At 54.0% G+C, this 19231-nt stretch carries 14 protein-coding genes; 8 read left to right on the top strand and 6 right to left on the bottom strand.

Going from position 1 to position 19231, the window contains the following annotated elements:
* Positions 1-115 precede the first annotated feature (115 nt).
* From gyrA to dnaA, 6 genes are all read right to left on the bottom strand, one after another.
* Positions 116-2839: a DNA gyrase subunit A gene (gyrA, locus tag PT279_RS00145; protein WP_277164302.1), complete on the bottom strand. Its 2724-nt coding sequence runs from the start codon at positions 2837-2839 to the stop codon at positions 116-118.
* 69 nt (positions 2840-2908) lie between these two features.
* Positions 2909-4951 carry a DNA topoisomerase (ATP-hydrolyzing) subunit B gene (gyrB, locus tag PT279_RS00140; protein ID WP_277165166.1) on the bottom strand — a complete coding sequence of 681 codons (2043 nt, stop codon included), beginning with the start codon at positions 4949-4951 and terminating at the stop codon, positions 2909-2911.
* 468 nt (positions 4952-5419) lie between these two features.
* On the bottom strand, positions 5420-5923 hold the full coding sequence (locus PT279_RS00135; RefSeq protein WP_277164300.1) for a DUF721 domain-containing protein: 504 nt from the start codon (positions 5921-5923) through the stop codon (positions 5420-5422).
* Entirely contained in the window at positions 5920-7131 is a 1212-nt protein-coding gene (locus PT279_RS00130) for a DNA replication/repair protein RecF (protein WP_277164298.1), read from the bottom strand. The genes PT279_RS00135 and PT279_RS00130 overlap by 4 nt, the downstream gene beginning before the upstream one ends.
* A gap of 111 nt (positions 7132-7242) precedes the next feature.
* Positions 7243-8364, bottom strand: a complete 1122-nt coding sequence (gene dnaN / locus PT279_RS00125; protein ID WP_277164296.1) for a DNA polymerase III subunit beta — start codon at positions 8362-8364, stop codon at positions 7243-7245.
* Between the two features lie 683 nt (positions 8365-9047).
* Positions 9048-11117: a chromosomal replication initiator protein DnaA gene (gene dnaA, locus PT279_RS00120; RefSeq protein ID WP_277164294.1), complete on the bottom strand. Its 2070-nt coding sequence runs from the start codon at positions 11115-11117 to the stop codon at positions 9048-9050.
* Positions 11118-11525: 408 nt separating this feature from the next.
* On the opposite strand from dnaA, the gene rpmH reads away from it, so the two are divergent.
* The 8 genes from rpmH to PT279_RS00080 all read left to right on the top strand — a co-directional run bounded on the left by rpmH (position 11526) and on the right by PT279_RS00080 (position 18821).
* Positions 11526-11660 (top strand): 50S ribosomal protein L34, encoded by a 135-nt coding sequence (gene rpmH, locus PT279_RS00115; RefSeq protein WP_277145976.1) that lies wholly within the window; start codon positions 11526-11528, stop codon positions 11658-11660.
* A gap of 18 nt (positions 11661-11678) precedes the next feature.
* Positions 11679-12194, top strand: a complete 516-nt coding sequence (gene rnpA / locus PT279_RS00110; protein WP_277164292.1) for a ribonuclease P protein component — start codon at positions 11679-11681, stop codon at positions 12192-12194.
* Positions 12195-12442: 248 nt separating this feature from the next.
* On the top strand, positions 12443-12733 hold the full coding sequence (yidD, locus tag PT279_RS00105) for a membrane protein insertion efficiency factor YidD (RefSeq protein ID WP_277165164.1): 291 nt from the start codon (positions 12443-12445) through the stop codon (positions 12731-12733).
* Positions 12733-13755 carry a membrane protein insertase YidC gene (gene yidC / locus PT279_RS00100; RefSeq protein ID WP_277164289.1) on the top strand — a complete coding sequence of 341 codons (1023 nt, stop codon included), beginning with the start codon at positions 12733-12735 and terminating at the stop codon, positions 13753-13755. Before yidD ends, yidC begins: the two co-directional genes overlap by 1 nt.
* Before the next feature lie 99 nt (positions 13756-13854).
* Positions 13855-14493: a R3H domain-containing nucleic acid-binding protein gene (locus PT279_RS00095; protein ID WP_277164287.1), complete on the top strand. Its 639-nt coding sequence runs from the start codon at positions 13855-13857 to the stop codon at positions 14491-14493.
* Positions 14494-14956: 463 nt separating this feature from the next.
* Entirely contained in the window at positions 14957-15643 is a 687-nt protein-coding gene (gene rsmG, locus PT279_RS00090; RefSeq protein ID WP_277164285.1) for a 16S rRNA (guanine(527)-N(7))-methyltransferase RsmG, read from the top strand.
* A 708-nt stretch (positions 15644-16351) separates the two neighbouring features.
* Positions 16352-17299: a ParA family protein gene (locus PT279_RS00085; RefSeq protein WP_277165162.1), complete on the top strand. Its 948-nt coding sequence runs from the start codon at positions 16352-16354 to the stop codon at positions 17297-17299.
* A 1-nt stretch (position 17300) separates the two neighbouring features.
* Positions 17301-18821 carry a ParB/RepB/Spo0J family partition protein gene (locus PT279_RS00080; protein WP_277164283.1) on the top strand — a complete coding sequence of 507 codons (1521 nt, stop codon included), beginning with the start codon at positions 17301-17303 and terminating at the stop codon, positions 18819-18821.
* The last annotated feature ends 410 nt before the right edge of the window (positions 18822-19231 follow it).

The raw sequence follows: 19231 nt of genomic DNA, 5'->3' as shown, positions 1-19231 counted from the left end.
CTTGACAAATTTATCATCATCACAACAAACGCTGCGGCCGCCAATACCTCATTGGTACCAGCGGCCGCAGCATTGTCTGTCGTCCTGTTGAACGACTCAGCTATTTACTTGAGCATCACTCGGTTGTCTCGTCACTGTTGTCGGCGGACGAAGCCGAATCATCGCTCGCTGGGGTGACGGTAGCGGAATCGGCGGAATCAGAAGCATTAGCGTTATCGGTGCCTTCGCTATTCTCCGCGTTGTCTTCGTCCTCGTCATCGTCCGTATCTGTATTACGTGCGATGGAGAGGATCTCGTCGCCCTTGTCGGGCTTGGCAAGCGTCACACCTTGCGTATTACGACCGGTGCGCTTGACCTCGTTGACATCGGAGCGAATGACCTTGCCGGACTTCATGATGGCAAGGACCTGGTCGGAGTCGGCCACGATGACCGCACCCACCAGTTCGCCGCGGCCCTCGTTCATCTGCAGCGCCTTGACGCCAAAGCCGTTGCGTCCCTGGAGGCGGTACTGACTGATGGAGGTGCGCTTGGCGAAGCCCTCGTTGGTGACCACCAGGAGGCTCAACTCGTCTTCCATGTCGGCGCGGACCACGTCCATCGCCAGAAGCTCGTCGCCCTCGCGGAACTTCATGCCCTGCACGCCGGCGGTCTGGCGGCCCATTGGGCGCAGCTGCTCGTCGTCGGCTTTGAATTTCAGGCTCATGCCGTGCTTGGAGACGAAGATGATGTCATCATCTGCGTTGCACAACGTTGCGCCAATCAGCTCATCGGCTGGTTCGCCGGTTTCCGGATCCTCCATCAGGCGCACGGCAATGAGGCCGCCCTGACGGGTGGAATCGTACTGTGCCAACGGAGTCTTCTTGACCTTGCCGGAGCGGGTCGCGAGCACCAGGTACTTGGCGACTTCGTAATCGGGGATGGAAAGCACGGCCTGGATGCTCTCGTCGGGGGAGAGCTGCAGCAGGTTGGCCACATGCTGGCCCTTGGAATCGCGGGAACCTTCTGGCAGCTCGTAGGCCTTGAGCCTGAAGACGCGGCCGCGGTTGGTGAAGAAGAGAATCCAGTTGTGCGTGGAGGTGAGGAAGAAGTGGTCGACCACATCATCCTGACGCAGCTTGGCACCCTTGATGCCCTTTCCACCGCGGTGCTGGGCGCGGTATTCGTCGGCCTTGGTGCGCTTGACGAAGCCGGAGTGCGTCACGGTGACGACCACGTTTTCGTCGGCGATAAGGTCCTCGTCGCTCATCTCGCCGGAGAACGGCAGGATCTTGGTGCGGCGTTCGTCGCCGTACTTGGCTACGATCTCGTCGAGCTCATCGCCCACGATCTTGCGTTCGCGTTCGGGGCTGGCGAGAATGTCGTTGTAATCAGCGATCTTCTTCATCAGCTCGTTGTGCTCGTCGACGATCTTCTGACGTTCCAGAGCGGCGAGACGACGCAGCTGCATGGCCAGAATCGCGTCGGCCTGCACGTCATCGACATCGAGCAGATCTTCGAGGCCTGTACGCGCGGTTTCGACGTCCTTAGAGGCGCGGATGAGAGCGATGACCTCGTCAATCATGTCGAGGGCTTTCAAGTAGCCCTGCAGGATGTGGTCGCGGTCTTCGGCCTCACGCTTCAAATAGCGGGTACGACGGTCGATGACTTCCATCTGGTGGTCGACCCAGTGGCTGACGAAAGCGTCGAGCGAAAGCGTGCGCGGCACATTGTCAACCAGCGCAAGCATGTTGGCGCCGAACGTCTCCTGCAGCTGGGTGTGTTTGTAGAGGTTGTTCAGCACCACCTTCGGAACGGCGTCGCGCTTCAGAATGAGAACGAGGCGCTGACCGGTACGGCCGGAAGTCTCGTCGCGCATGTCGGCGATGCCCTGAATCTTGCCGTCGCGCACGGCGTCACGAATCGAAGCGGCGAGGCGGTCGGGGTTGACCTGATACGGCAGCTCGGTGACCACGAGGCACATACGGCCCTTGATTTCTTCGGTGTTGACCACGGCGCGCATGGTGATGAGGCCGCGGCCGGTGCGATAGGCCTTCTCGATGCCCTTATGGCCGAGGATGGTGGCGCCAGTGGGGAAGTCCGGACCCTTGATGCGCTGCAGCAGCGCCTCGAGCAGTTCTTCCTTGGTGGCGTCCGGGTGATCAAGCGCCCAATGCACACCATCGGCAACCTCGCGCATATTGTGCGGCGGGATGTTGGTGGCCATGCCCACGGCAATGCCGGAGGAGCCATTGACCAGAAGGTTCGGGAAGCGGGCGGGGAGTACGGTCGGCTCCTGCGTCTTGCCATCGTAGTTCGGCACAAAATCGACAGTGTCTTTGTCGATGTCGCGCACCATTTCCATCGCGAGCGGCGCCATGCGGCACTCGGTGTAACGCATTGCAGCTGCTGGGTCGTCGCCGGGAGAACCAAAGTTGCCCTGTCCGTCGACCAGCATGTAGCGCATCGACCAGGACTGGGCCATACGCACCAAGGTGTCGTAAATGGCGGAATCGCCGTGCGGGTGATACTTGCCCATGACGTCGCCGACGACACGGGAGCACTTGTTGTAGCCGCGATCGGGACGATAGCCGCCGTCATACATCGCGTAGATCACGCGGCGGTGCACCGGCTTCATGCCGTCACGCACGTCGGGGAGCGCACGTTCGACAATCACGGAGAGGGAGTAGGCGAGGTAGGACTCGCGCATTTCCTGACCCAGGTCGATACGCTGGATGCGTTCGCCGGTCATCAGGCCGTAATCGGTGTTGTCGGCCTCCTGCGGGCTCAACGGTTCGAGCGCGCCACCGGGGATGTACTCGTCATCACCACTGTCATTGTTGTTATTGTTTTCGTCTGCCACTGTAAATCCTTATATTTTTAAAATTATTCAGTTAGATTGCTATTCGTTCATGTCGAATAACATCAGACGTTAAGCGTCGATGAACTTTGCACTCGGGGCGTTGCGCTGGATGAACTCGCGGCGCGGGCCCACCTCGTCGCCCATCAGCATGGAGAAGGTCTCATCGGCCTGGGCCGCGTCCTCGATCTCGACCTGCTTCAGGATGCGGTGCTCAGGATCCATGGTGGTGCCCCACAGCTCCTGGTAGCTCATCTCGCCCAGGCCCTTGTAGCGCTGGATGCCCTCGCCCTTCGGCAGCTGGCGTCCGGATTCCTTGCCCTCTTTCAAGACACGGTCGCGTTCGGCGTCGGTGTAGACGAAGCTGTGCGGACCCTTGGTCCACTTGATTCGGTAGAGCGGCGGCATGGCGACATAGACGTAGCCGGCATAGATCATCGGCCGCATATAGCGGAAGAAGAGCGTCAGGTTGAGCGTCGCGATGTGCGCACCGTCGACATCTGCATCGGCCATGATGATGACCTTGTGATAGCGCACTTTGTTGAGGTCGAAATCCTCGCCATATCCGCCGCCGACGGCCGTAATCAAGGCCTCGATGGTGTCGGACTTCATGATGCGGTCGATGGATGCACGCTCGGTGTTCAGAATCTTGCCACGAAGCGGCAGAATGGCCTGCGTAATCGGGTTACGCCCTTGGATGGCGGAGCCGCCTGCGGAATCGCCCTCGACGATGAACAGTTCGCATTCCTCGGGGTTGTTGGACTGGCAGTCCTTCAACTTGTCGGGCATGCCGGCAGTCTCGAAGACAGACTTGCGGCGCGTGTTCTCGCGAGCCTTCTTAGCGGCGATACGCGCGTGCGAGGCTTCGAGCGCCTTCTGAATGATGTTCTTGGCGTCACTTGGATGGGCATCGAACCAATCACCGAGGCGGTCGGTCATCACACGCTGCACGAAGGTCTTGGCTTCGGAATTGCCAAGCTTGGTCTTGGTCTGGCCTTCGAACTGCGGGTTGGTGAGTTTGACGGACACGACGGCCGTGAGACCTTCGCGGACGTCGTCGCCGGAAAGGTTGTCGTCCTTCTCTTTCAAGAGGTTCTTGTCACGCGCATAGCGGTTGACCAGGCTGGTCAGCGCAGCGCGGAAGCCCTCTTCGTGGGTGCCGCCTTCGGTGGTGGAAATCGTGTTGGCGAAGGTGTGCACAGCCTCGGAATAGGCGGTGGTCCACTGCAGCGCGATTTCGGCGGAAATACCGAGGTTCAGATCCTCGGCTTCGAGATCGATGACCTCTTCTTCGATCGGCGTGGCCTTGCGGGACTTGACCAGATAGGCGACGTAATCCTTGATGCCGTTCTGGTAGCAATAGGAGACGGTTTCGGGCTTTTCTTCGGTCGCATCGTCCTCGCCGGCGACTTCATCGCCAGCGACGTTGTGCTTGCGCTCGTCGGTCAACGAGATACGCAGGCCTTTGTTGAGGAACGCCATCTGCTGGAAGCGAGAGCGGAGGGTCTCGAAATCGTATTCGGTAGTCTCGAAAATCTTCGGGTCGGCCCAGAAGGTAACGGACGTGCCGGTGGATTCGCCTTCGGCCATCGGCGCACCCTGCTTCAGCGGGGCAGTGGCCTTCTGATCCTTGAAGCTTTGCGTCCAGTGATAGCCCTGACGGCGCACCTCCACATCGATTTCGGTGGAAAGCGCGTTGACTACGGAGATGCCGACGCCGTGCAGGCCGCCGGAGACCGCGTAACCGCCGCCGCCGAACTTGCCGCCTGCGTGCAGCTTGGTCATCACCGTCTCAACACCGGAGACGCCTTCGCCGGGCACTTCATCGACGGGGATGCCACGGCCGTTGTCGACCACACGTACACCATTATCCGGCAGGATGGTTACTTCGATATGCGTCGCATAGCCGGCGAGCGCCTCGTCGACGGAATTATCGACGATCTCATAAACCAGGTGATGTAGGCCACGCGGACCGGTGGAGCCGATATACATACCCGGGCGGATACGCACGGCCTCCAGGCCTTCCAAAACCCTCAGATCACTGGCGTCATAATGCTCAGGGGCGAGTGAGTCATCAAGCTGGGCGTCTTCCAAAGCATCGGTTTCCGCCTCAATCTGTGCTTCGGTTTTGGGCTCGTTGTCACCTTCATCGGCGACATTGGTATTCTCGTTATTCACTTCAGAGTCTGCCACAAGGTTCCTTCCTGCATTTTCCCTCGCACGAAAGACTCCCCGCGGGGGCGATACACTCTAGAAAGCAAATAATGGGGTCTTCTAGAGGTTTAACCATATAGTGGCTATTTTACTCGGATATGGCGACTTTAAAGGCATTGCCCCCAAAAGATGAAATTTTTGTCACGCAATGGAATCAAACCGACAATTTTGTCCCTTTCGCCACAATCAGGTGTTCCAACGCGAATACCACACGCTGTACGACCACTGCACCATCGATCATCTACATGGACATCATTCAGCACTATTGCTGAGTCGATGATTTTCAGCATTCCTTATTTAACATAATTTTGCAATAGCCAGAAAACAGCGACAAGCGATGAAGCCGGATGGCTGTTTTTTAAGAATATCCTACGAATAACGACGGCCAGCGCCACCGACCCGACCGGCGAACCGACCTCCACGCCGGAAGTTGTGCGATTGTGGCCCGGTGACGCGAATTTCGCGAATTTCCAAGCCGTTGAGACGCTGACGGATGGTCGCGGTGAGCTGAGGGATGAGATAGGTCAGCTGCGTGGCCCAAGTGTTGGATTCGGTGTTGATGGTGAGCACGCCGTCGCGGAAATCGGTGACCACAGAATGACTGGCAATGGCCGGGCCGACCACCTGATCCCAGTGGTTGCGCAGTTGCGCGAGCTTTAGATGTGGGGTCCAGTCGCCGTCGGCGGCGATAACGGACATGACACCGCCGAGCTTGCCCGGGTCACGTCCTGGCTTGCCGAAGTTGTTCCATGCGCTTTCCTCACGTGCTTTCCATTCTTTTCTTGCTCCGGCTCGTGAGGAAAGCCGGTTGAAGACTTCGGCCGGTAGCTTGCGCTGATCAAGATGTAGTTGTTCGGCAATCGGCGGCTTCATGATTGTGCTCCGTCGCCGTCAGTGTTGTTTTCCCGCGCGGCCTGCAATTGTGCCACGAGACTCGCGTTCTCGTCTTCCGCACCTGCCTTGAGTTCGGCGACATCGATGATGGCGGCATCACCACCACGAGTGGCATCGGGCGGAATATCGCCGGCCGCGGCCACAGTGATGAGCACCTGATCTTGCTGCATCGCGAATTCGAGAATCTGCCTGCGCCGGGTCTCATCGAGCTGCGCGAAAACATCATCCAGGATGACAATCGGCTTGATCTGTTGAGCCTGTGCGATCTCATTGAACAGCGCCATTTTCAAAGCGAGCGCCATGGTCCACATCTCGCCGTTCGAGGCGAATTCGCGGGCCGGCATCCCGTCAAGCGTCAATACCATATCGTCGCGGTGCGGGCCGATCAGGTTGCGTCCACGTGCGATTTCACCCGCATATAAACGCTGATAATGCTTGCTGATTTCCGGTTCGGGCTGTTCGAAATCCAACACTTCCTCATATGAGGGTACATATTCAAGGCCCGCATGCTGCGGCTTGCCGGCGAGCTCGTCATAAATGCGTGAAAACGGCCCGGCCAAGCGTTCAATCAATCTGGCGCGTGCGCGGGTCAGTGTGACGCCGACGGCAATGAATTGTCCGGTCCATATTTCCAAGCCGTTGAGCGCGGCATTCTGCGCATTCGCGGGTTCGCTGCGTTGCCCGAGCTGCTTCAACAGTGCCGCCCTTTGCTTGGCGATCTTGTTGGCGTTGGAAAGATTAGCAGCATAACCTGGAATCAGCAGCGACCCGGCCTGATCAAGAAATCCACGCCGTCCAGCCGGATCACCAGCCACTAACCGCTGGTCATCCGGCGTGAACGAAACACTCGGCACTTTGCCCACGATATCGCGCATATACAGCGAATTTCCGCCGTTGATGCGCCCACGATTAGCTCCCCTTGCCGCGATGGTCACCTCGTAGGTGGTCTCATCATCATCTTCACCGACATTGGCACGGATGGTCGCCTTGGCTTCGCCGCGTTCGATCAACGGCAGTGAGCTGGAGACGCGATGGCTGGAGCCGGTGGAAAGTACCTCGACAGCTTCGACGATATTGGTTTTCCCCAGTCCGTTCGCGCCTTTGAGAATGGTGACCCCCGGAGCAAAATCCACGACAAGGTGCGGCCATGAACGAAAATGGTCAAGCGCCAGCCGCGAGATATACACGCGAACTCCTTACTTTAAATATTCGGATAATGACAAACCAGAAAAGAAAAATATCTTACGGTGTATAACTAAATTAGTAAACACCGTAAGATAAATTCCGTACCTTAAGAATCAGTTGAAACGCATCGGCACGAGCAGATAACGATAATCCATCGATTCGTCGGAATCGGCTTCCTGCTGCCCGTTGAATTCTACCGGTTTAACGGCAGTGGTCATCTTCATGCGCACGAACGGCTCGGTAATCGCGCTCAAACCTTCAATCAGATACGACGGGTTGAAGGCGACCGTGATGTTTTCGCCGTCCATATCGATGTCGAGCACCTCCTTGGCCTGGGATTCGTCGGCGGTTCCGGCGGAAAGCGTCAGGGTCTGGCCTTCAAAGACCATGCGAATCGGTGCATTACGTTCCGCGACCAGCGCCACACGCTTGATGGCACCGAGCAGAGCCTCTTTGGAAATCACGGCCTCGATCGGATATTCGTCGGCGAAAAGCCTGTCGACCGCGGGGAATTCGCCATCGATCAGCTGCGAGGTCGACACGCGTCCGGCGTTCTCAAAACCAAGCAATGACGGGCTTTCCGGATCAAAATCAATGACCACGTTCTGGTGTTCATCGACGGCGCGGGCCACATCGCGCAGCAGGGAGCCACGAACCAATGTTTCAGTCTCTAGATTGCTGTCCTGCGGGGTCCAAGTGAAGCTGGAACGCGAAAGACGGAAGCGATCGGTCGAGGTCATCACGACTTTTTCGCCGTTGAACTGGATACGCACGCCGGTCAGAACCGGACGGTTTTCCTCGTGAGAGACCGCAACGGAAGCCTGCGAAACCGCCTGAACGAAAGTCGGCGCATCGACCTGACCAAGCATAGCCGGGGCCTCGGGCAGATCCGGGTATTCCGATTCCGGCATGAGTTGCAGATTGAACGTCGACTTGCCCGAAGTAATCGTCAGCGTGGTGTCGGTGGTGGAAAGATAGGTCTTTTCCTGCGGCAGGGCTTTGGTGATGTCAGCTAGCAATTTGCCTTGAACGAGCACTTTTCCGGCCTCATCCACGCCGGCTTCGATGTGATGGCGGGCGGAAATCTCATAATTGAAGGCGGAAAGCTGCAATGTTCCATCGGCTGCTTCGAGCTTGATGCCGGCAAGAATCGGGTTGGCTGGCCGCGCATCGATGACACGGGTAGTCCAGGCAACTGCGTCCGCAAGTGCGGTGGAGTTGATTTCGACTTTCATAATGCTCCTACTTTGGTTGATAACTGGGTTCTATTCTAGTTGCTTCTTTTAATCGTGAGATACAGATTCAACTTGTTCGCAATGCTGACAATGATGAAACGTAAGTTTGCTCTAGTAATCAGGGTAATAAGCACGGTGAATATGTGGATAACTCTTAAAATCGCTTACGAACAGCGTTATCCACACGCAGAGACTATGTGGATAACTAAGCGAAGAATTGTGGATAAAACATCGAGTTATCCACCGTTACGGCTTTGTTCTTTTTCTGTCCACACGTTTCGCGCGATCATCCACGACTTTTCCACCGCTTTTATCGGGGGTATCCACGGTTTATCCGCCGAGTTTACCCCCATTTGTGAATAACTATGTGGATAAATTTTGTGGAATTTCTTTCCACAGACGGTGTGTCGCAGGGTGGATAAGCCGAAAAACAGCCAAAATCGTCGGTGAAAAGCATCGTAATGAAACTGAATAAACCCGTCTTTATCACATATATGCATGACGAGGCGCCTACGCCGCGTATGGCCACAGCATGAGAATTGATGTCCCATCGGGGATACGGTCTCGCAATCCGACACGTTCTATCGTTGCAACCATCATCACTGTCCGGTTCGTTCCGCCAACGTATGGAATGGCCTCGTTCATTGTTCAGCGTGCCGAATGAGCCGATTCGGACAAGCCGATCAGCCTTCCGGGTGCTGCTTCAGCCGCACCGTCAGCTCCATGACGTAGTTGTAGATTTCCTGTTTCTCCTGCATTTCGTTGGAAATGCGGGTGTAGGCGTGCATCACGGTGGTGTGGTCGCGTCCGCCGAAGACCTCGCCGATGTCCACGAGGCTCATGCTGGTCATCTCGCGGGCCAGATACATGGCAATCTGCCGCGCCAAAGCGACGTTTTTGGTGCGCGCGCGGCCGACCAAGTCGTCGAACGTGAGGTGGAAGTACTTGGCCACCTGCCCGATGATGTCCGTCGGCTTGATCTCCACGTCGGTGGTGAAGAAGTCCTGCAGCGTCTGCTCGGCCAAGGCGCGCGAAACCGGCTGGTTGCTGAGCGACGCCACGGCAGTGACGCGCGTCAACGCCCCTTCGAGCTCGCGGATGTTCTCGGTGAAACGTTCGGCGATAAGATCGAGCACGTCGTTGGGGATGTTGGAATGGTTCATCGAGGCCATCATGCGCAGGATGGCGATGCGGGTCTCGAGATCCGGCGGCTTGACGTCGACGGTGAGGCCGGATTCGAAGCGCGAGATCAGGCGCGCCTCGAAGCCCTTGAGGTTCTTGGGCGCCACGTCGGAGGCGATGACGATGCGCTTGCCGGCCTGGTAGAGCGCGTTGAAGGTGTGGAAGAACTGCTCGAGCGTGGCCTCTTTGCCCCCCAAGAACTGGATGTCGTCGATTAGGAGCACGTCGACCTCGCGGTAGCGGCGGTTGAACGCGGCGATCTGGCCTTGGCTCTGATTCGGGGTCTGCAGTGCCTCGATGAACTCGTTGGTGAACTCCTCGCTGGTGACGTAGCGCACCTTGAGCGTGCTGTCTTTAACCAGCGCGTAGTTGCCGATGGCGTTCAGAAGGTGGGTCTTGCCCAGCCCCGAGCCGCCGTAGATACACAGCGGGTTGAAGTCCTTGCCGCTGCCCTCGGCCACCGCGAGCGCCACGGTGCGAGCGAACCGGTTGGAATCGCCGGGCACGAAGGTGTCAAAAGTCGCGTTCTTGTTGAGGTGCGTCTGTGGGTCGCGCGCGGTCTTCTGATCATCTACCTCAAAAGATGTGACCGGCTGGGAAACGGGTTGCGTAACCGGTTGTGCCGCCGAAGACTGGAGGCCAACGGTCTGGGTCGTCGGGAATGGTGATGGCTGCGCGGTTGGTTTGGCCGCGCCCGCCCGATTGACAGGGTTGCCCAGGCCGCCGGCGAACTCCGGGTTGTTTTGAACGCCCCGTGATTCAGGCGTGGGCTTGGAAGCGGGGAACCCGGTTTCGGCCGCGTAGGTCTTTTCGTTGCTGAACGGCTGGCCTTGCGATTCGTTGTCGCGCTTGCCGTTGTCGGTGTGCTGCGCATTGAAATTATGATCCGTATATTGGCGCGGATAGGAAGGTTGTGCATACAGCTGTCCGGTTTCGCCGTTCGCTGGCCGCCCGGCCTGATTGGTGAAAGAACCGCCGCCATGATTCTCATTGCCGCTGGAAGATTGGTGCCCTGCAAGATCCGATTCATCGAATGAAAGCTGCGATGCCTGCGGAGCGCTGCTTTTTTGGGCCTGGGGGGCACCGGTATTGGGGCGGTATTGAGGGTAGGCGATTTGGTCGCCTTGCCCTGACGCTACGTTTTCGTAACCGTTTCCGTTGGTCGCATTGGCTTCGTGGTGGCTTTCGTCTGCCTGATTGGGCTCAGAGGATCCGTTCGTAAGGTTTTGCGGGGCGGAATAAGTCGTATTCTGGGTGTTTTCCGGGTTTACCTCCGAACCATTCGTTCCACTCCCTGGTTCCGCGATTTTAAAGGCCGGGAACATTTCGTGACCGGTCGCGAGCTTCAGCGCGCCGAGCAGCGCATGGTTGAGCTCGCCTTGAAGTGCTTGCTGGGTCGCGCCATTGGCGACGCAAAGCACGATGGTCGGGCCGAACACACCTTCGGGCTTGACTCCCTCGAGCCAGCCTTTGCTGCGCGGGGTAATCGAAGTATCCTGACGCAAGACCGCAAGTGCGTCGTCCCAAATCCGTATGGCTTGGGTTAAGGGGTCGTTCGACTCGTTTGCCATAGTGGTTCTTTCCTATTGTTCTTTTCTATGTTTCCGGCAGCGATGCCAAGGCGATCGCGTCAGTCCCGGCTCAATCTGGCACCACACTGCTGACTTCAGCGATGCAATAATCTATATGTACTCTGACGTCTCGAAGTTATCCACCGTCTTGCGTGTTGGAAACATTGAATTGTGAATAACATCAATGTAATTTGTGGATAACTTTCGCGCGATAACGGCGCAACTCCGGCCTTTTAAGCATGGCATCGGCGATGTGAGTAATTGTGAAGAACGCCGAAAAGTTATCCACATTTTAACTGGTGAAATTCGCTTGGTTTGACTTGAGACTAGGGGTAAGAGTATTTTGGTAGAGCTTGACTCATGAGGAGCCGTGCCTTTGCATGGCTAAAAACAACCGGGAGCAATATTATGAAGAGGACATTCCAACCGAACAACCGCCGTCGCCACATGAAGCACGGATTCCGCGCTCGTATGCGTACCCGCGCCGGCCGCGCGGTCCTGAACCGCCGTCGTGCCAAGGGCCGCAAGAACCTGGCTGTCTGATCAATCGGCGGCAGGGGCATGGATCGGCTGAAAAGCCATCGTGATTTTGTCCGGGTGCTGAAGCGTCGCAGAAAAGTCACTGAAAAGGATATCGTCGTGCATTTTTTGGTGTGCGACGATTCTTGTTGCGCTCATGCCGATGGCCGTCAGACCGCCGCAGCACAAGCAGAAACGACTGGCAAGGCTATGGAACCCACAAGTGGTTGCCTATCCCCAGACGCTCTCCGACAGCAGATGCCGGAGCGGCGCCTTGGGCTTGCCGTGTCAAAAAACGTCGGCAACGCCGTGACTCGCAATCACGTTAAGCGCCGGTTCCGCGTCTTGGCAAAAGCCCACGAAAGTCGTCTGCCGCAACATTGCGATATCGTCATGCGCGCTAAGCCTAGTGCAGCCCGTGCTGATTTCTCCTCTTTGGATGCCCAGGTCAGCGAGCTGTTTGATGCGGTCAGTCGCAAGGCCTGCCAAAACGGCAAGTTGCGCAAAGACCGGAATAAGGAGCAGCCGATAACCAATCGCCAAGGCGGCCAATCATGACTGCGGCGAGTATATCGAAAATCTGGTTGGCATCAGATGCCTGCACTCCTTCAAAGACGCCGGATCGAACAGTGTGGGCCGCAAAGACGGGTGAAACAGGCCAGGCGGCTTTAAATGCCGGCCGGACCGCCTCTTCGTATGTTCCGCAAGTTTCGGAAGTTACAGAAACTGGAAACACACTTGTTGTCGCGGGTACAAGAGTACCGGCAACTCCCGGCGACCAATCGCATTCCGCGTTCGCCCGCGCGATGCTTTCCGTCGTTCGTTGGTATCAGGTTCATATCTCCGCCGGAAACCCGCCCTGCTGCAAGTATTATCCTTCCTGCTCCAACTATGCCATCCAGGCCGTGACCCGATACGGCGCTGTACGCGGCGGATTGCTTGCCGTACTGCGGCTCTTGCGTTGCCGGCCCTGGAGTAACGGCGGCATCGACGACGTGCCCCAACGCTATTCGATTTTCTATAGATTTTCCTGGTCCAAAGCTCATGAAGAGCCGCGACTGACCCCATTGGCCTCAGACGTGAAGGAGACGGCCTGATGAACTTTAGCAATCCTGATTACAACCACTTCCTTCTGGACAGTGGCTTGTTCGGCTGGGTCTACAAGATCCTCACACCCGTCGAATGGGTGATGACCGAGATCATGTACTGGTTCCACAAGTTCCTGACCATTATCGGCTTGCCCTCAAGGGGACTTTCGTGGATTCTCGCCATCGTCTTCCTCGTGCTCGTGGTCCATGCCATCATCCTGCCGATGTATGTCAAGCAGATAAAGGCCATGACCAAGATGCAGGCCCTGCAGCCCAAGATGATTCACATCCAGAAGAAGTACAAGGGCAAAACGGACCAGGCCAGCAAAGAGGCCATGAGCCGTGAGACCATGAAGCTTTACCAGGACAACAAGGTCAACCCGATGGGTTCCTGCCTGCCTATGGTCATTCAGGGCCCGGTCTTCATGTGCATGTTCTACATGCTTTCGGCCATTCCTTATATCGCGCATGGTTCTCGTGCAGCTTTGGGCGCCTTCGACAAGGCGACCGCTGCGGAATTCGCGGATACCCACCTCTTCGGCCTGAAGATTTCCAACACCTTCGGCATGGCCGACGTCTCCGGCAAGGTCGTCATCGGTATTTTTACCGTCCTGATGTGCCTGGCGATGTGGTACATGCAGTTCAACAACATGCGCAAGAACCTGCCGCCTTCCGCCATGGAAGGCCAGCAGTACAAAATGCAGCAGATGATGACCTGGGTCTTCCCGCTCATGTACATCTTCTCCGCAATCTCCATGCCGTTCGCCGTGCTGGTTTACTGGCTCACCAACAACATCTGCAACATGCTGCGTTCGCTCTGGCAGGTGCGTGAATTCCCGACGCCGGGATCTCGCGCCGACGACGAGAAGAAGAAGCGCGACCACACCAGAGAGAACAAGCGCCGCGAAAAGGCCGGCGAGATGTCGCTTGAGGAAGAGGCATTGAAGAAGGCCGAGGAGGAAGCGAAAATGCGCGAGGAGCACGGTTACCAGCGTGAACAGCCGAAGCGCAAACGCAAAAAGAAGAAGTAAGGCGGAGACCCGATCTTGTAAGATTATGTAATACATATATCGTACAGGGTCGGGTGTGGTTTAAAATTAAGGACAATAAGTCGGGTAAAGGAGTTGAATATGTCGCGTGATGAAGAAAAGACGGTCGAGCAGCTCAATGACGAAGCTGACATTGCCGCTGACTATCTTGAAGGGCTTTTGGATATCGCGGATTATGAAGGCGATATCGAGATGGGGGTACGTAATGGACGCCCAACGGTTCAGATTGTTGCAGATGACGATGAGGACATCAAGAATCTCATAGGGCACAAGGGCGAGGTTGTTGATGCATTACAATTGCTGACCCGTTTGGCCGTACAACAGAAGACCGGTGATAGGTCCCGGCTAATTCTTGACGTCGACGGTTACCTCAGGAAGCGCCGTCAGCATCTGCGTGATTTGGCTTTGGATGTCATCGACGAGGTCCGTGAGACCGGAGAACCGACGAATCTTGATCCGATGAATTCCTTTGAGCGTAAGGTCGTCCATGATCTAGTACGTGAAGAGGGACTCAAGTCGCGTTCCCACGGGGAGGAACCGCATCGTTATGTTACGATCTATCTGAAGTCTCGTTCCGCTGAAGACGACCTTGACGATGATGAGGAGCTTGAGGATACTGTTGTCGAGAATGTTTCACGTGAAACAATCGTTGATGACGATGATCGCGAGCCCGTTGAGGATCATGAGGATCTGGATGATGATGCTGAAGAGGAGCGTTGATTCCGCCAGTTCGCTATTCTGATTGAACGCATCCCATGTATGTCGCATAATAGCAAGGCCACGGTTGATACAGCCGTGGCCTTGCTGATTTCTTGGTTATTCTTGGTTTATAGGCATTTAGTTGTTTCGGAATTGTAATCACACTTAATTCGATTTGAGAGCTTTTCCTTTTTTGTAACCTGGGAGACGAGGGAAGGGGCTTCTCTCGCCGTTGGCGGTTCATTGTTTCTATCTTCGGACGTGCCTAATCGTTCCAAAATCATTAAGAGTTACACTGAGTCGTTGATAATTTCTAGTGAAAACTTTAGTCGAGATTTTATTTATTAACCGGGCCAATTCGTGTCTTAAGTTACGCTCAGTCTGGTTTTAGAATAGGGAAGTGAAGCGAGCTCTACAGTCACACGACAACATGTGCAAAGTCTCTGATAGATTTAGTAGTTGTTCTTGATAGATAAGGGTTGAAATGGACGCAGAGATACATATTGATGAAGAGCTAGAGAAGTCTACGCTATTGCAGGATTTGTTTGGCGATGTTTTCCCTAGGATGCAGGCTTTTAAAGATAAACTCGCCAAAGAAGGCGAGGAACGCGGCATCATCGGTCCCAGAGATGTCGATATTATCTGGGAACGTCATATTCTGAATTCTGCCGCCATCGTACCGTTCATTGAGTCTTCTACCGATGGTGAACGGTTCAAGACGGTTGCCGATATCGGCAGTGGCGGCGGGTTCCCGGGGATTGTTGTAGCAGCCTGTTTGCCAGACCATGAAATCACTCTTATAGAACCTATGGAGCGTAGGGTTGAATGGCTTGACGAATGTGTCGACGAACTTGAACTTGGAAACGTGAAAGTAGTCCGTGCCAGGGCAGAGGAATATAGTAAGGAACTCAAACACGATAAAGGCATGCACCCCTTTGCTGTGGTAACCTGCAGGGCCGTTGCGCCAATGACCAAGCTTAGTGGTTGGACCCTGCCTCTCCTAAAGCATGGAGGGCAGCTCATTGCCCTTAAGGGTCGCTCGGCTCCTGCAGAAGTGCGTAAGGCTACTAAAGAGATTCAAAAAAATGGAGGACGTAATCCGCAAGTGTTGGAAGCTCCAATAGCCGATGGTTTTGAACCTACGCACGCAGTAATCGTCGATAAAAAATAAACCGAATCTATGTATTGATGGCGAAAGGAATGTTTCACGTGAAACATTCCTTTTTTATTTAAGTTCTCCAATTTTCCAGCAGATTTACTTTTTCATAGATTTTGGAAATATTTATATCAGGCTCAGGGATTTGATAGATCGCTATCAAAAGTTTTAATGATTTCATATGTCAAAATTACACTGTTGTTGTAATTTATAACTTGTGAAGAGGCACAAGTATTGTTTCACGTGAAACAATACTGGGTGAGATTGCACGCACACGTTTTGTTGGAATTTACTGGGTATGAAATTTGTCGAGTGTTTTTGAACATCATACTTTTACAAATTCCATTCGTTCATATAGCTGGATATATTTGTCAGAGTTTCTTCTTTTTTGCATCGAATCATTTGTAATTTGTTTCACGTGAAACATCGCGTAGAAACGAAGTTATCCACAATTTTGAGATTTTCGAAAGTTATCCACATTTTCGAATGTATTTCATTCAATTCGTCGTATTCCTTAAATTCCAACGCTTAAACGAACAAATTTTCGATTCAACGGACTTGTGCACAAAAGTTACGCACACTTATCCACATCGCTGTGGATAAGTGTGTAGATGCCGAATCTGTCCATACGAATGACCAAACTAGAAGAATTAGAACAAGAATTTGCTGTGCTGATCCCACAGTCTGTGATTTACGGCGGATCGTCGTAGGGAGTTGATGGATATGGAATCTGCCTCGGAAACAATCAGACGTATCTTCGGCAGTAACAGTGGTTCCCTTGGCTCAGAGATGGCTGAGGTTACATCACGTTATGACGCTCTGAACAAGGTTCGTTTTCCGAAGCCCAAGGCAACTCGTTACATTGCGGTAGCCAACCAAAAAGGTGGGGTGGGGAAGACCACCACAACAGTTAATCTGGCTGCTTCTATGGCTCAGGCTAAACAGCGGGTTCTGGTCATCGACATGGACCCTCAGGGCAATGCATCCACTGCGTTAGGGGTGAACCATAATACGGGTGAGCCTTCTGTCTACGATGTACTTGAATCCAGAAAATCTATCGATGAAGTGAAAAAGACTTCTGAGATATTTCCCACGTTGGACGTTATTCCTTCATCGATTGACTTGAGTGGGGCTGAGCTCGAAGTGGCCGATTTGAGCAATCGGAACGATTTGCTCAAAGAGGCACTGGAAGAGTCCGCTCAGGCATCGAAAAAACGTTATGACTATGTCATCATTGACTGTCCTCCCAGCCTTGGTCTTTTGGTGATCAATGCCATGTGTGCAGTTAATGAGGTATTGATCCCGATTCAGGCCGAATATTATGCGCTTGAAGGCTTGAAGCAATTGATTCAGACCATAGGTCTGGTGCAGGAACACTACAATTCGACTTTGCTGGTTTCGACGATGCTTGTCACTATGTTCGACAAACGTACGTTGCTCAGCAAAGAAGTATATGACCAAGTCAAAGAGCATTATCCAGATATCGTTCTGCAGACAACCATTCCCAGGTCAGTGAAGATTTCGGAAGCCCCGAGCTTCGGCAAAACGGTCATCGAATATGATCCTCGTGGTTCGGGAGCAGTCTCGTACCGAGAGGCGGCATTGGAAATAGCGAGACGGTCGCCACAAGTCTTGAAGACATTAGAGAAAAGAAAGCAGAGGAGTAACTGATATGGCATCAAAGTCGCGATTAGGAAAAGGCCTCGGTGCTCTGTTCCCCACTCTGCCAGGAGAGTCGGAAAAGGCAGCTTCGGTTTCCGCTTCGGTTTCCGAACCCTCTCAGCAATCTTCCAAGCTTGATTCTTCGGATAATGTTTCACGTGAAACATCTGTTCGGAAGAAAGCATCTTTAACCAACAAGGCTGCAAGTCCTTCCTCAAAAACTTCAAGTAAGCACGAAAACAAGAATGTTTCACGTGAAACATCCAACAAAAAGGTTTCGAATAGTTCGAAGTCGGCCAAAACATCATCAAAAGCCTCGGCTAGGAAGAACAGCACGCAAAAAAAGAACGAGTCAAAGAGAAATAATGTTTCACGTGAAACATCATCAAACTCATCCAGAAGACGTGTTGCTATGCCTTCGTTAAGCGAAGGAATGGCGCATCCGAGTGATTTGTTCTTCGGTGCGACTGTCGGCACTGGGGAAACCGATGAAACAGACAAATCCGTGACCGATAAAAAAACAGATCGTTCCGAAAAATTGACGGACAACGATAAAGGGATCAAGTCTTCCGCCAAGAAGCCCACCGAAAGCAAAGAGGTAAACCAGACTGATACCAATGAGTTGAGACCCGTCGAAGGTGGATACTTGGTAGAACTTGACCTTGACAAGATAGGTCCCAATGCCAATCAGCCGAGAACCATCTTTGATGAGGACGAGCTGAAAGAGCTCGCAGCTTCGTTGAAGGAAGTCGGGGTGTTGCAGCCGGTTGTGGTGCGCAAACGTCCGGCAAATCAAAAAGTCTCGAATTCTGTTGAGCCCGGCAATAGGGTGATCAACAGGCATTCGCAGCAGAACATGGATAGCGAATATGAGCTGATCATGGGGGAGAGGCGCTGGCGTGCGGCTCATCTTGCCGGTTTGAAATCGATTCCAGCGATTGTGAAGACCACCTCCGATAATCAGATGCTTCGTGACGCTCTTCTTGAAAATCTGCATCGTGTGGCTTTAAATCCGCTGGAAGAGTCCGCGGCATATCAGCAGATGATGCAAGATTTCGGACTTACACAGGAACAGCTTTCCAAGTCCGTTTCCAAGTCGCGGTCCCAAATCGCCAATACCCTGCGTCTGCTCAATCTGCCGCTCTCGGTACAAAAGAAGGTTGCTGCCGGTGTGCTTTCTGCTGGACACGCGAGGGCGCTGCTTGGCCTTCCTAATGAGGAGGAAATGGAAAAGCTGGCGAATCGTATCATTGCCGAGGGCCTTTCCGTACGAAGCACCGAAGAAATCGTCGCAATGAAAACCAGTGGTAAAGACGGTAGCGCGAAGCAGAAGATCAAGCAGAACAATCCATGGGCCCAGTCACCTATTCAGCACACTTTGGAGGACCGTTTCGATACCAAAGTTGCCATCAAGGGCAATAAAAAGCGTGGACGTATTGAAATAGTCTTCTCCTCTCCGGAAGACATGGAACGTATTGTCAAGTTGCTGGTCCCGCAGCGAAACAACAGCACGCAAAATGGGTGGGTATAAAAGCCTATCAATAGCCAATCCTGCCAGGTTACCAATCGTGAAAACGATGAGTGTCGCTTGGCGGGATTTTTTTATTCAGGTCCTTCTAACAGCGCATAGATGGCAGAAGGTGTAGGCCGAATATATAGAGGCATAAAGAGGCGTCAAGGTTTTGAATCAGAGGTGCAATGTGAGGAAGGACTTGACACTCCCTAGACGAATTATGATAGTCTGCATTGCATTTAACCAAGTAAAATTGGCCTAAGTGTGTGCACAGGAAATTGCTCGGATATTGTGATCATGCCATGAAGGCTGTGCCTGTTGTCTTCAGGTGTCGGAAATTTGTGTTGTCGGGTATCGTGAATCGCGGTAAAGTCAGGCTATTATTTCAGCAGTGAAACCCATACATGCCGAAACCTTGACTTAAGACG

The organism is Bifidobacterium sp. ESL0784 (genome assembly GCF_029433295.1).
Classification (GTDB): Bacteria; Actinomycetota; Actinomycetes; order Actinomycetales; family Bifidobacteriaceae; genus Bifidobacterium.
This window is presented reverse-complemented; position numbering and strand designations above follow the sequence as displayed.